Origin of the sequence: Photobacterium sp. 53610 (genome assembly GCF_036409375.1) — a bacterium.
GTDB lineage: Bacteria > Pseudomonadota > Gammaproteobacteria > Enterobacterales > Vibrionaceae > Photobacterium.
Map to the genome: position 1 here is coordinate 1035380 of NZ_JAXOFS010000001.1, position 12748 is coordinate 1048127.

The 12748-nt window shown below is 48.1% G+C and carries 13 protein-coding genes and 1 riboswitch; of the genes, 11 read left to right on the top strand and 2 right to left on the bottom strand.

Translation table 11 applies throughout. The annotated features are described in order from the left end of the window. The 3 genes from SPK40_RS04670 (at position 1) to panP (ending at position 2655) form a co-directional block, all read left to right on the top strand. A complete protein-coding gene (locus SPK40_RS04670; protein WP_211648342.1) occupies positions 1 to 99 on the top strand; it encodes a MetS family NSS transporter small subunit in 99 nt (32 codons plus the stop codon). Positions 100 to 350: 251 nt separating this feature from the next. Continuing rightward, the gene (locus SPK40_RS04675) at positions 351 to 863 is read left to right on the top strand and encodes a hypothetical protein (protein WP_330959600.1); all 513 of its coding nucleotides are present in this window, start codon (positions 351 to 353) and stop codon (positions 861 to 863) included. Positions 864 to 987: 124 nt separating this feature from the next. Continuing rightward, positions 988 to 2655: a pyridoxal-dependent aspartate 1-decarboxylase PanP gene (panP, locus tag SPK40_RS04680; protein ID WP_330959601.1), complete on the top strand. Its 1668-nt coding sequence runs from the start codon at positions 988 to 990 to the stop codon at positions 2653 to 2655. Positions 2656 to 2732: 77 nt separating this feature from the next. On the opposite strand, the gene hutZ is transcribed toward panP, so the two are convergent. Together hutZ and hutX are read right to left on the bottom strand one after the other, a co-directional pair. Then, positions 2733 to 3278, bottom strand: coding sequence for a heme utilization protein HutZ (gene hutZ, locus SPK40_RS04685; RefSeq protein WP_330959602.1), 546 nt, complete (start codon positions 3276 to 3278; stop codon positions 2733 to 2735). Positions 3279 to 3301: 23 nt separating this feature from the next. After that, a complete protein-coding gene (gene hutX / locus SPK40_RS04690) occupies positions 3302 to 3847 on the bottom strand; it encodes a heme utilization cystosolic carrier protein HutX (protein WP_442957543.1) in 546 nt (181 codons plus the stop codon). A 257-nt stretch (positions 3848 to 4104) separates the two neighbouring features. Between hutX and SPK40_RS04695 the strand changes: the two genes are divergently transcribed. The 8 genes from SPK40_RS04695 to SPK40_RS04730 all read left to right on the top strand — a co-directional run bounded on the left by SPK40_RS04695 (position 4105) and on the right by SPK40_RS04730 (position 12742). Next, positions 4105 to 4941, top strand: a complete 837-nt coding sequence (locus tag SPK40_RS04695; protein ID WP_330959603.1) for a heme/hemin ABC transporter substrate-binding protein — start codon at positions 4105 to 4107, stop codon at positions 4939 to 4941. Continuing rightward, positions 4931 to 6013 (top strand): FecCD family ABC transporter permease, encoded by a 1083-nt coding sequence (locus SPK40_RS04700; protein ID WP_442957544.1) that lies wholly within the window; start codon positions 4931 to 4933, stop codon positions 6011 to 6013. The genes SPK40_RS04695 and SPK40_RS04700 overlap by 11 nt, the downstream gene beginning before the upstream one ends. Further along, a complete protein-coding gene (locus SPK40_RS04705) occupies positions 6010 to 6831 on the top strand; it encodes a heme ABC transporter ATP-binding protein (RefSeq protein WP_330959604.1) in 822 nt (273 codons plus the stop codon). The genes SPK40_RS04700 and SPK40_RS04705 overlap by 4 nt, the downstream gene beginning before the upstream one ends. Positions 6832 to 7176: 345 nt before the next feature. Beyond that, on the top strand, positions 7177 to 8187 hold the full coding sequence (gene purR, locus SPK40_RS04710; RefSeq protein WP_330959605.1) for an HTH-type transcriptional repressor PurR: 1011 nt from the start codon (positions 7177 to 7179) through the stop codon (positions 8185 to 8187). Positions 8188 to 8395: 208 nt separating this feature from the next. Continuing rightward, positions 8396 to 8499, top strand: a riboswitch (cyclic di-GMP riboswitch). A gap of 131 nt (positions 8500 to 8630) precedes the next feature. After that, positions 8631 to 9242, top strand: coding sequence for a TfoX/Sxy family DNA transformation protein (locus SPK40_RS04715; protein ID WP_248139987.1), 612 nt, complete (start codon positions 8631 to 8633; stop codon positions 9240 to 9242). A gap of 189 nt (positions 9243 to 9431) precedes the next feature. After that, complete coding sequence (locus SPK40_RS04720; protein ID WP_330959606.1) at positions 9432 to 9824, top strand: hypothetical protein; 393 nt, start codon at positions 9432 to 9434, stop codon at positions 9822 to 9824. 90 nt (positions 9825 to 9914) lie between these two features. After that, positions 9915 to 10526: a carboxymuconolactone decarboxylase family protein gene (locus tag SPK40_RS04725; RefSeq protein ID WP_330959607.1), complete on the top strand. Its 612-nt coding sequence runs from the start codon at positions 9915 to 9917 to the stop codon at positions 10524 to 10526. Beyond that, entirely contained in the window at positions 10523 to 12742 is a 2220-nt protein-coding gene (locus tag SPK40_RS04730) for an FAD-dependent oxidoreductase (RefSeq protein ID WP_330959608.1), read from the top strand. The genes SPK40_RS04725 and SPK40_RS04730 overlap by 4 nt, the downstream gene beginning before the upstream one ends. The last annotated feature ends 6 nt before the right edge of the window (positions 12743 to 12748 follow it).

Below are 12748 nucleotides of genomic sequence, written 5' to 3' on the forward strand. Positions count from 1 at the left end.
ATGACAGCTGGTGCTATTATCATGATGCTGTTTGGCCTGGGGATCACCTGGGGAGGCGCAGCCTACTGCATCTCCGTTGCCATGAAAAATAAAGCATAACCATGACAAGAGGCCTTCGGGCCTCTTTTTGTTTTACCCGCCTGCGGACCCGAACTTTTTGACACTTTTAACTTTAAGAACAAAGAATTGAGTCATGTTTCATACTCTTTACACTCGGGTCATGTTTCCTTGTAAGATTTCTTTCCTTTCGCTTGCTTCTGCCGCTACAATTTGACAAATAATCCTGATGTCACGGTACTTTATGTCAATTGTGCCGGTATGTATTACTAAAAATCATTCAAGGAAAAACCATGAAGTATTCAGCTCTTGCTCTTTCATTAGCCCTATTACCCGCTTCTGTACTCGCCGCCACAGAAAGTTGTGAAAGCGAGAAATACCACAAGTATGTTGATGCTTCTCTGAACTGGTATCAAAACCTTGTTCAGCTTGCCGTACAAAAAGATCCGAACCTGCAAGAGGTCGGTGACTGGTTTCTTGAAGGCAGAACGCATCACTTTGAACTGAAACGTGAGGCTGTAGACTGGTATCTGACCCATGATGAAAGCCATCTTGATTTGTCTCAGTCGATCGAATCGTGGCTGAAGCTGAGCCAGCAAGATATTAAAACGCTTTCAGAACAGAAAGGTGCTCTGGGAGATTACGCCAAAAAAGTTTTTGAAGATCGCCAGGGCGCACCTCATCCCAAAAATTACGAACTGCGCAGTGCATTTGCTGAGTTACTTACACACCCTGATGACATTGATAAGCCTCTGAAAGAATACAACCAACAAATGAGCGCTATTGCCTCGACTGAGTGTAAATAGTCGATTTTTCCTCACGCCGGGCGATCCTCGTCCGGTGTCGTTTTCGAATTTTCCCAAGACAATTACGCACATTTCCAGTACATTAGCTGGATTTGCCGACGTTAACTAAAAGTAACAATTCATTATGGCAGTGGAAAACAGACAAGCTGAAGCATCTCTTGAGACCCTGCACCGTATCTTTACCGTGCCAGAAGCACCTGATTCGACTCTGGGCCGGATCGAAAAAGAGATCTCCGAAAACCTCAATGCCTTTTTGCAAACGCACATTGCTGCGCAGGAAAAGCCGCTGACAGAAATTGAAAAGGATTTTTCCTCCGCCTCAGTGCCGGAAAAGCCCTGCTTTGTATCAGATCACACGCATTTTCTGCTGAATAAACTGGTTGCACAGTCTGTGCATACTTCAGCACCAACCTTCATCGGTCACATGACGTCGGCACTGCCCTACTTCCTGATGCCACTCTCTAAGATCATGATTGGTCTGAACCAGAATCTGGTGAAAATTGAAACTTCCAAAGCATTTACGCCACTGGAGCGTCAGGTATTAGGTATCCTCCATAACCTGATTTATGGTGAAACCGATGCCTTCTATCAACGCTGGATGCACAGCGCTGAACACTCTTTAGGTGCCTTTTGTTCAGGTGGAACCATCGCAAACATCACTGCGTTATGGGTTGCCCGTAATAATTTACTGAAACCTGATGGCGATTTCAGAGGTGTTGCTCAGGAAGGTTTGTTCCGGGCCATGAAACACTACGGTTATGATGATCTGGCAATTCTGGTTTCAGAACGCGGCCATTATTCACTGAAAAAAGCGGCCGATGTTCTGGGTATTGGCCGGGAATGTCTAGTGGCGATCAAAACCGACGAGAACAACAAAATTTGCACCGATGATCTGAAAGCCAAAATCGAATCTCTGAAAGCCAGAAATATCAAACCATTTGCGATTATTGGCGTTGCCGGCACAACAGAAACCGGTAATATCGATCCGTTAGACGAACTGGCTGATATTGCGCTGGCGCACAACTGTCATTTTCACGTTGATGCTGCCTGGGGTGGCGCCACGTTGATGTCAAACAAATACCGGACGCTCCTGAAAGGAATTGAACGCGCCGACTCTGTCACCATTGACGCTCACAAACAATTGTACATCCCTATGGGTGCAGGCATGGTGATTTTCAAAAATCCGGCCCTGATGTCCGCGATTGAACATCATGCTGAATACATTCTCCGGAAAGGTTCCAAAGACCTCGGCAGCCACACGCTGGAAGGTTCCCGAAGCGGTATGGCAATGTTGCTGTTTGCCAGCCTGAATATCATCAGCCGTCAGGGTTACGAACTGTTAATTAATAACAGCATTGAAAAAGCATGTTATTTTGCTGAGCTCATTCAGGCCGATGCCGATTTTGAACTGATTTCGGAACCGGAACTTTGCCTGCTGACCTACCGGTATGTGCCTCAGGAAACCCAGAAAGCACTGGCAATTGCGAATGACGAAGACAAACAGGCCATTCATGAGGCGCTGAACGATTTAACCCAGTACATTCAAAAACGTCAGCGCGAATCCGGAAAATCATTTGTCTCTCGGACCCGCCTCATGCCCGAACAGTGGGACCGACGCATCACCACGGTCTTCCGCGTCGTGCTGGCCAATCCGCTGACGACGGCGGATATCCTGAAAGATGTTCTGGAAGAACAGAAACAACTGGCTCAAACCAGCCTGCAAAGCCTGCCGAAAGTCAGAGCGATCACAGCCCGGATTCTGGCTCAGTCATCTGAAGAGATCCGCGATTAAATCTGCGTGCTGACAGGAAGCAAACATAAAAAAACCGGACATTTGAATGCCCGGTTTTTTTATTACTTCAGAACGAATTAAGCGGATTTCACATCCTGGTCCTCATTCATCCGTCGGTGACCTTCTGTCAGATGAACAAAATCGACCAGGTCATCTCCTGACACCTGGAAAGCCTGACCAAAACCTTTCACGAACAACCCTTGTGTCGGCTCCAGACGGAACAGATTAAAATCTTCCAGCCCACTCAGCCCATCCACAATCTCACCAAACCGGGCTTTCAGTGCTTCAATACCAGCCTGCCAGCGCTCAGTGTGACGTTCAACCAGCACCACATCCGCTTCAAATGTTAGTCTCATCCGTGCAAAAATGGCTTTTGATTCTGCTTCATCTTCGATCATCATCAGCGAAACCTGTGGGTTTTCAAGCAGGTTACGCGCATGACGTGCAATACGGGAAATCAGGATATAGTAACCATCTTCAAGAAGAGCGAATGGCGCATAACTGACATTCGGCTTGCCGTCTGCATCGACCGTTGCCAATTGCAGTGTCTGGCAAGTTTCACGAAATTCCTGGATCTGTGGGCCCAGGCGATTTTGCAGTCGTTCTTGTTTCTCTTGGCTCATGACGCTTCTACTCCAACAAAAGCTTATCCAACAAAAGCTTGCTTTAATGCATTAAACTTCTCGACCTGCTGAGGGATGAGCTGACGTTTCTCATCACGGCCAAGATAAATCTTAAAAATACATTCACCGTTTTCGGCCAGAAAACCAATGAAGTAACTTTCATTTCCGCGCATCGGTTTACTCACCAATACGACATCTGATACCCAGTCCAGTTTCAGATGACCATGCATCTCACCTGGTTTTCCCATCAGATTGTAAAAACCACGGGCTTCTTTACCTTTCGGAAATGGCGCCTTCACTTCAAAGATAGACCCCATTGAATGCACAATTGTCGTCATTACGCCCCACTCCGGAAGCATTTCCAGAATTGACTGTGCGTGATTTCCGCTGATTCGCGTGACAAGTTCATCAGGTAACGCCATGATGATCTCGCCTTCCGTCACTTCCAGTGTTTCAGCCATCAATACCGCATGCAGATTTGGATTTTCTTCCAGCATAGTGCCGACTTTCGTTTTCAATTCCGCAAGACTGAATTTTTCAAACACGCGCTGCGCTCCTTCCTGATCCATCACTTTCTATAGTGATGAATGAGAATTAATCTTATTTCATGAAATGATAAGGAGAGATTTGCTCTTTTGCAAATGATAATTGATATTATTTGAAAGCCATGGATAATATGCTCAAGCGATAATAATTATCACTTCCTATAATGCAATAACTTGTTTGGGAAGGCGAAGACTGTCTTTTCTACGCAATGAATATTGTTCGTTTTAGTTCATCCGGTGATAACACTGGAATTTCCCAAAATAAAAAACAAGGAGTTATCATGAGACGAGCGGCACTTTCTGCTGTTTTTCTTCTGACTGCCGCGACTGCCTGGGCAGGCGATCGACTGATTAGTGCGGGTTCAGGCATTACGGAGCTCGTTTATGCGATGGGGGCAGAAGATCAACTTGTCGCTGTTGATATAACCAGCAAGTCCTATGTTCATGATGACATACCAAAGTTGGGATATCATCGGCAGCTCTCTGCCGAAAGTATCATTGCCCTTGCCCCTGATCACCTTTTGGGCTCCGAAGAAATGGGCCCGGAGTCAGCACTTTCTCTGTTACGTCAGGCCGGCATTCAGGTCGATATTCTGAACTCAGGTGAAACCATTGCTGATCTGATGCAACGGATTCAACAAGTCGGTCAGCTGACCGGAAAAACACAAAACGCAGAAGTGTTAGCCGCTGAGGTTCAACATCGAATTTCTGTGATTGAGCAGCGACTTGCAAACCAGAAAAGCAGAAAACGTATCCTGTTTCTGACCATTCACGGCGGAAGAGCGCCAATGGTCGGTGGCAGCAACACAACGGCAAATACCCTGATTCAGCTCGCAGGCGGTTTAAATCCAGCCGCGATCCAAATTGATGCTTATAAGCCACTGTCATCAGAAGCAATGGTTGAAATGCAACCCGATGTGATCCTGCTCAGCACGCATACCAGTCAGTCAATTGGCGGCAAAGATGGCTTGCTGAAAACACTGCCGCTGCTTGCTGCAACACCTGCCGGCCAAAACAAAGCCATTATCACAGTGGATGGTACCGCACTCATCGGCGGGTTAAACCTCAAAACTCTCGAAGAAGCAGAGCGGCTGAATCAGACACTGTATGGCCAGTAAACTTATGACAACAACTTTGAACCGCAGCCGTACCTTTACCAGACAGCGTTTGCCAGCCACTGCCTTACTGCCCGCCGTTTTTGCCATGCTGTTATTTGCCATTGCCTCTTCCATCGTTGTCGGCCCCATGTCGATCAGTTACGCCGATGTCTGGCTGTCACTGCTTCCGGGACAGGATCATGTCGCAACGCACATTGCGCTCATCATTCAGCAAGTCCGTTTACCACGCACACTGCTGTGTATCGCGATTGGTGCAGTTCTGGCGCTCTGTGGCACGGTCATGCAGGGACTGTTTCGCAACCCGCTGGCCGATCCGGGCATTATCGGAGTCGCTGGCGGTGCAAGCCTTGGTGCCGCTTCGGCGATTGTTCTGTTCAGCTCAATGGCTGCATCTTTTCCATTACTTTTAACGCTGGGGACAGTACCGGTTTTTGCTTTTCTTGGCGGCGCCCTGACAACCTGGATCGTATACGCCCTTGGCACAGATAAGACCGGCACTTCCGTGACGGTGATGCTGCTGGCAGGTGTTGCAATCAGTGCACTCTCAGGTGCGGCACTGGGACTGCTGAATTTCTTTGCGGACGATCAGGCGCTGCGCGACCTGTCACTCTGGTCCATGGGTTCTCTGGCGGGAGCTACCTGGCCGGGCATCACGCTGGCATTTTCTGCCCTGGCGTTCCTGTTCTGGCAATTTGATCGCAGATCCAATGCACTCAACGCTTTATTACTGGGCGAAGCAGAAGCAAAACATCTCGGCATTCAGGTCCAGTCTTTAAAACGATTGCTGATTTTATTTTGCGCGGCTGGTGTGGGTGTCGCTGTATCCTTATCCGGCGTGATTGGCTTCGTCGGTCTGATTGTGCCGCATCTCGGCCGTATGCTGGCTGGCCCGAATCACAAAACATTATTGCCACTCTCGGCTTTACTGGGGGCACTTATCTTGCTGGTTGCCGACATGCTGGCCCGTGTTATTGCCGCACCAGCCGAACTGCCGGTCGGTATCATCACCGCTTTACTGGGAGCACCGTTCTTTATAGCTCTGCTACTGAAACAAAAAGGCCGTTTACAATGATTCATCATATCGTTCGCCCCCTTCGCCCCCGGCACGAAAAACAGCAATCACCGGTGCTTTCAGCCGAGGGTTTATCACTGCAACTTGGCGGTAAAACGTTACTGGATCAGCTGAACATCAGTTTCCGCAGCGGAGAGTTAACAGCTTTACTCGGCCCGAATGGTGCCGGTAAAAGTACTTTACTCAAAGTGCTTTGCGGTGAAATTGGTGCCAAAGGTGATGTGTACTATTTTGGTCAAAAGCACAGCGACTGGCAGCCATCCCTGCTGGCCAAACACTTGGGTGTACTTCCTCAGCACAGCAGCCTGTCTTTTGGTTTTACTGCGCAGGAGGTCGTTGAACTTGGCTGTATGCCACTTGGCCTGAAGCGCACAGATTGTCTCCGAATTACCCGGGAATGCATGACGGCTGTTGGGATCAGTCACCTGAGCCAGCGTCAGTACCCCACTCTTTCCGGCGGCGAGAAACAACGTGTTCATTTTGCCCGTGTACTGGCTCAGCTCAGCAATGCGGAAGACCAGTGCATTTTAATGCTGGATGAACCGACCTCAGCTTTAGACCTTGCCCATCAGCACAGTTGCCTGAAACTGGCAAAAGATATGGCCCGTAAAGGAGCCGCCGTCATCCTGGTCATTCATGACCTCAATCTTGCAGCTGAATACGCAGACAGACTGGTATTGCTGAATAAGGGGAAGATACAAGCAGACGGTGATGCCTGGCATACCCTGACCACTGAGAATATCAGTTCCGTTTATGGTTCCCCGGTGATCATCGAATCTCACCCCCGCGGGCACTTTCCGATCGTCCTTTCAGCCTGAACCTCCTGCAAGGGCATCGCTGAGCCGTTGCCCTTGCACAGTACTTACAATGTAAAGACTGAAACAACTTTCAAGTTGCCAGTATTCTTGAGCTGCATCAAGATTCCCCCCACATTTCAAGAGAAACGTTGCACTGTGCGTGAGTCCTTGTAGAATGTGAGCGCAAGCGATTAACCGATGAAATAAATAGCAATAGAAAGTCAGACTTCATATCGGTGTAAGGTATTGTTACCACTCGGCCTGAGCCACTCATTTCCCGCCGCTATCCTCGCAGAGAAGCGGCGTTTTAGCGTCTGGCAAATATGAAAAGACCCTGATCAGGGCCTGAAGACTAGAAGAACAATTATGGCAACCATTAAAGATGTTGCACGTATGGCAGGTGTATCTACTACCACAGTCTCACACGTGATCAACAAAACCCGCTTCGTAGCGGAAGCAACACAGAAAAAAGTGTTGGCGGCAGTTGAAGAATTGAACTACGCGCCAAGCGCCGTCGCGCGCAGCCTGAAATGTAATACAACCAGCACCATCGGCATGCTGGTGACAAAATCGACCAACCCATTCTTTGCCGAGTTGGTGCATGGCGTTGAAGAGTACTGCTATAAATCCGGTTATACGCTGATTTTATGCAACACCGAAGGTAATCTGGCCAAACAGAAGGATTACCTGCGCATGCTTTCTGAAAAGCGTGTGGATGGTCTGCTGGTGATGTGTTCTGATCTGGATGATCAACTGCTGGAACAGTTAGAGCGGCAGCCTGATCTGCCCATGGTTATCATGGACTGGGGTCCTGCACGCCCAAAAACAGATAATATTCAGGATAATGCAGAACTTGGCGGTTATCTTGCCACTCGTCATTTTATTGACAATGGACACAGTAAAATTGGTTGTCTTTCCGGCCAGAAAGATAAATCTACCTGTCGTGAGCGGCTGAAAGGTTTCCATAAAGCCATGAGCGAAGCTGGTCTGACGGTCAATGAAAACTGGATCATTGAAGGTGATTTCGAATGTGAATCTGCCGTAGATGCAGCCAATGCTTTTATTGCCATGAAAGAGCGTCCAACTGCTATTTTCTGCTTCAATGACATTATGGCAATGGCCTTAATCAGTACATTTGAACAAGCAGGGATCAATGTACCAAATGATATTTCAATTATTGGTTATGACAATATTGATCTGGCCCCGTACTTTTCACCACCTCTGACAACAATCCACCAGCCAAAACGCCGTTTAGGCAAGACTGCTGTGGAAATCCTGATGGAACGTGTGAAAGATAAAAACCATGAATTTCAGACTTTTGAGATCAATCCTGAGCTCGTGGTTCGCCGTTCCGTCAAAAAAATAACACATCCATAAAAAACGATATTAACCTACATATATTGATAAACAGCCGATATAAACACCCATATCGGCTATGTTTATATGGAATATTACTACGCTACAGAGGAATTGATGGGATAATCAGTTAGTTTCTGTAAAATTTATACGATTTTTATTGCGAAGAGTATCACAATTTTTTGTGCGATCGATATCAAATTTGTCTTATTGATATATGATTAAACAGTCACGAACAAGGCAAACCATCTGAAAGGATGGGACGCAAAGCTTCCGGCCTAAAAGCAATGACTTAGTGATAAAGTTATTACTCATGGTAGCGGGGTTGCCGATGGATGAAGTGAAGTTTATGGGACACTTTTGTCATTCTTATGACAAAAGACTCATAATCTTATGCACAATTGAATCCTCGCTCCGTTGTTTGGTGACTTCTTTTGTTGAAATTCCTAACCGAGAAAAGAAGCATGGACAAACCACTACTGAAAGATTCAATTCGTTTATTTGAGAAATTTGGCCAGATTAAATCTCGCTCAATGTTTGGCGGTTTTGGCATTTTCGCAGGTGAAACGATGTTTGCTCTGGTTGTTAGCGACAAGCTGCATCTGCGCGCTAACGCGAAAAATGAAGAAACCTTTAAACAAGCTGGCCTCAAACCGTACGTTTATCAAAAACGCGGTTTTCCTGTCGTCACAAAACACTATGCCATTCCGGAAAACTGGTGGGAAACCCCAGAAGTCATTCTGGAGCACGCTGAAGTTTCTCTCAATGCAGCTCAGGCTGACAAAGAGAAAAAAATGCAGGCTAGCCCTAACCGCATTAAAGATCTGCCAAATCTTCGCCTTGCCAATGAGCGTATGCTCAAGAAAGCAGGCATCAACTCTGTAGATCAGCTGTTTGAAGTTGGTGCTATCGGTGCTTTTCAGGCGCTGCAGGAATCTCATCACGAGTCATTGAGTCTGGATTTGCTTTGGGCGTTAGAAGGCGCAGTCAGTGGAAAACACTGGTCTGTGATTACCCCACAACGTCGAAATGAGCTCCTGTCCAAACTAGAAGTCAATTCTGGCGCTCATCACTAAGTATTCAGATTATTTTGCCAGTGCAGCGATTTGCACTGGCTTTAAATAATCTGCTTTAGCCCTGGCACCCTGTCAGGGCTGTGTAAAAAACAGACAAACCTCACAAACATTAATAACAATTCCATCAGTTAACTTTTCTTCAGCTTCGCCGCCTTTAGAATGTATGTTTTGCATCAGAAAGGAGGTCATATGCGCTCATCTACGCCGTTTCCGGGCCAGACTGACACAATTTTCAAAGATAAATTCCACAAATGGCCAAAACTGATGCGCTACCTGGTCTTTATCAGTTTGCTTCCTTCTGCCGTTCTGCTCATCTTTGCGCACACACCAACCGGCACGGAAAGTAACCTGCTTCCCTCTTGCCTGGTTGCCTCTGTAATCAACATTCTGCTGATTAGCTGGGGCCTGATCCTGAAAATCAAAGCCCGTAAATACTGGTATCGAAACTATCACATTGGCAAAACCATCCTGCTTGCCCTGTTGCCGCTCATCGCCAGTACATATCTGGTGCTGGATACCAATACTCGCAGCTCACTCACCAATCAGCCTGTTGCGCGTACTGTACAACTTTCAATCAACTGATCACAAAAGCTAAATCAATACCCCCATTTCTGAAATTTGTCCGGATCTGAACGGTCGGTATGATAAACCGCTTTCTCCGGAGAACTTCCAGTGCGTGTACCGGCAAAAAAACGCTACTCCATTTTAATCCGTCCCCTGCTCTGGCTGCAAAAACGCCATTTCGGACAGCCGCTGAATCCGGCTTTACTTTGGGGACGCCGACCCGTCTTGTTTTACCTCGTGGCCAGTTTCTTTGGTTACTTAGACAGAAAACGATCACCGTTGTCTGATGTGATGCGATCCCTTGTCTGCGTCCGTGTTTCTCAGCTCAACGACTGCGCGTTTTGTGTCGATGCCAATGGCATGAGACTGGCGCAACGCTGCCAATCAGTCGAAAAAATACAAGCCCTGACTCAATGGCAGGAAAGTCCGCTGTTTGATACTCAGGAAAAAGCAGTACTGGCCTATACCGAAGCAATGACAGTCACCGGTAATCGTGTAACTCAGCAGATGGTTGATAATCTGAAACAATGGTATGACGAAGATGCTCTGGTCGAGCTGACAGCGTTAGTCAGTTTCCAAAACCTGTCTGCAAAGTTTAATACCGCTTTGGATGTCCCTTCGCAGGCATTCTGCTCGATTCCTCTGAATCAGCAACCGGCACCGAAACAAAACGATACCAAACGCGATCAGCTCACTCACCAAGCAGATAAGCACCGATGAACCGATTCAAAAAACCTTTGTTACTGGCTTTCATTGCCGCCGCCTTTATCGCCTGGTTCGCTTTCGATCTGGGCAACTATTTCACGCTTGAACAAGCAAAAGCCTACCAGCATTCCCTGCAGGCCAGCATTATTGAGCACCCCTTATTGTCGAGTACGCTATTTTTCGCAGTTTATGTTGTACTGGCTGCCCTTTCCTTCCCGGGCGCTGCGGTCATGACTTTACTGGGTGCGGCGCTGTTTGGTTTCTGGTGGAGTTTGCTGGTCGTTTCATTTGCCAGCTCGCTGGGTGCGACACTGGCATTTCTGGCGAGCCGCTTCCTGCTGCATGACTGGGTACAACACAAGTTTGGACGACGCCTGTCTGCTGTGAACCGGGGTGTCGAAAAAGATGGTCCCTTTTATCTATTTACACTGCGTTTAATTCCCGTCTTTCCGTTCTTTCTGGTCAACCTGCTGATGGGCCTGACTCCGATGCGTGGCCATACTTTCTATTGGGTCAGCCAGTTGGGGATGCTACCCGGAACCATGGTTTACCTCAACGCGGGTACCCAGTTAGGAGAAATTGAATCTCTGTCCGGCCTGATTTCACTGCCGGTCCTGATCTCTCTGGTGCTGTTGGGGATTTTTCCATTCATTGCGAAAGGTATCATGGGTGTCATTCAGCAACGCCGCATCTATCAGCACTGGCAGCGTCCGACGCAATTCGACCAGAATATGGTGGTGATCGGTGCTGGCGCCGGCGGTCTGGTCAGCGCCTATATCGCTGCAGCCGTGAAAGCAAAAGTTACACTCATTGAAAAACACCGGATGGGCGGCGACTGCCTGAATACAGGCTGTGTCCCCTCAAAAGCCCTGATCCGCGCGGCTCACACCATGCACACCATCACCCGGGCGCCCGAGTTTGGCATTCAGACAAACACACCTCAGATCGATTTCACTGCGGTGATGCAACGTGTACATCAAGTTATCCGACACATCGAACCGCACGATTCTGAAGAACGCTACAGCAAGCTCGGCGTGAACTGCATTCAGGGAGAAGCACAAATTTTGTCGCCGTGGGAAGTGGAAGTAAACGGCGAACGCATGACCACCCGAAACATTGTCATCGCCACCGGAGCCCGCCCTGTTGTTCCGCCAATTGAAGGTATTGAACACATTAACTATCTGACGTCAGATACCCTCTGGTCAATCAGGGAACAACCCAAACAGCTTCTGGTCCTGGGGGGCGGCCCGATTGGGTGTGAACTGGCACAAAGTTTTCAGCGACTGGGCAGTCAGGTCACACTGGTTGAAATGACCGATCAATTGCTGATTCGTGAAGATGCTGATGCCGCGGCTCTGGTACATCAAAGCCTGATCAAGGATGGCGTCGAGATCAGACTGAAACAAAAAGCCACCAAATTTGGGACCAGAAAAACGGCTCAGGGAGAAACGACACAGTTTGTCATCCTGGAAGGCCCCCTGGATGAACGTCATGAAATCACGTTTGACACCGTGATTCTCGCCTTAGGCCGGGTCGCGAATGTCAGTGGATTTGGGCTGGAAACACTGGGTATCGGCGTTAACGAACGCGGAACCGTCGCAGTCAATGAGTATCTGCAGACGCAATATCCCAATATTTATGCTGTGGGTGATGTCGCCGGTCCATTTCAGCTGACCCATGCCGCTGGCCATCAGGCATGGTATGTGGCTGTCAATGGCCTTTTTGGCAAGCTGAAAAAATTCAAGGCTGATTATCGCGTGATGCCCGCCGTCACCTATACCTCCCCCGAAGTTGCGCGCGTAGGGCTCAATGAGAAAGAAGCAGCCAATCAGGGCACAGAAGTCGAAGTGACCTGCTACGGGATTGATGATTTAGATCGCGCAATTGCCGACGGAGAAGACTATGGTTTTATTAAGGTATTGACCCCGAAAGGGAAAGATACCATTCTCGGCGCGACCATCGTCGGGAACCAGGCCGGTGAGCTGCTTGCAGAGTTTACGCTGGCGATGAAGTATGGCCTGGGTCTGAACAAAATTCTGGGGACCGTCCACCCTTATCCGACGATGAGCGAAGCGAACAAATATACAGCCGGGGTATGGAAACAGGCGAACAAACCAGAACGCATCTTGGCATGGCTGGAGAAGTATCATCGCTGGCAGCGAGGTGGCTCTGCCCATGATAAGAAAAAAACAGACATTGCTGATCATCCGACGAACTTGCAGGAAAAATAAGGAAAT

Bases quoted from the DNA above. Each gene is read 5' to 3' on its own strand.
- SPK40_RS04730 (WP_330959608.1), top strand. From the start codon at position 10,523: ATGAACCGATTCAAAAAACCTTTGTTACTGGCTTTCATTGCCGCCGCC.
- SPK40_RS04715 (WP_248139987.1), top strand. From the start codon at position 8,631: ATGGACAAACCACTACTGAAAGATTCAATTCGTTTATTTGAGAAATTT.
- SPK40_RS04705 (WP_330959604.1), top strand. From the start codon at position 6,010: ATGATTCATCATATCGTTCGCCCCCTTCGCCCCCGGCACGAAAAACAG.
- SPK40_RS04695 (WP_330959603.1), top strand. From the start codon at position 4,105: ATGAGACGAGCGGCACTTTCTGCTGTTTTTCTTCTGACTGCCGCGACT.
- SPK40_RS04670 (WP_211648342.1), top strand. From the start codon at position 1: ATGACAGCTGGTGCTATTATCATGATGCTGTTTGGCCTGGGGATCACC.
- SPK40_RS04700 (WP_442957544.1), top strand. From the start codon at position 4,931: ATGGCCAGTAAACTTATGACAACAACTTTGAACCGCAGCCGTACCTTT.
- SPK40_RS04720 (WP_330959606.1), top strand. From the start codon at position 9,432: ATGCGCTCATCTACGCCGTTTCCGGGCCAGACTGACACAATTTTCAAA.
- hutZ (WP_330959602.1), bottom strand. From the start codon at position 3,278: ATGAGCCAAGAGAAACAAGAACGACTGCAAAATCGCCTGGGCCCACAG.
- hutX (WP_442957543.1), bottom strand. From the start codon at position 3,847: ATGGATCAGGAAGGAGCGCAGCGCGTGTTTGAAAAATTCAGTCTTGCG.
- SPK40_RS04675 (WP_330959600.1), top strand. From the start codon at position 351: ATGAAGTATTCAGCTCTTGCTCTTTCATTAGCCCTATTACCCGCTTCT.
- panP (WP_330959601.1), top strand. From the start codon at position 988: ATGGCAGTGGAAAACAGACAAGCTGAAGCATCTCTTGAGACCCTGCAC.
- purR (WP_330959605.1), top strand. From the start codon at position 7,177: ATGGCAACCATTAAAGATGTTGCACGTATGGCAGGTGTATCTACTACC.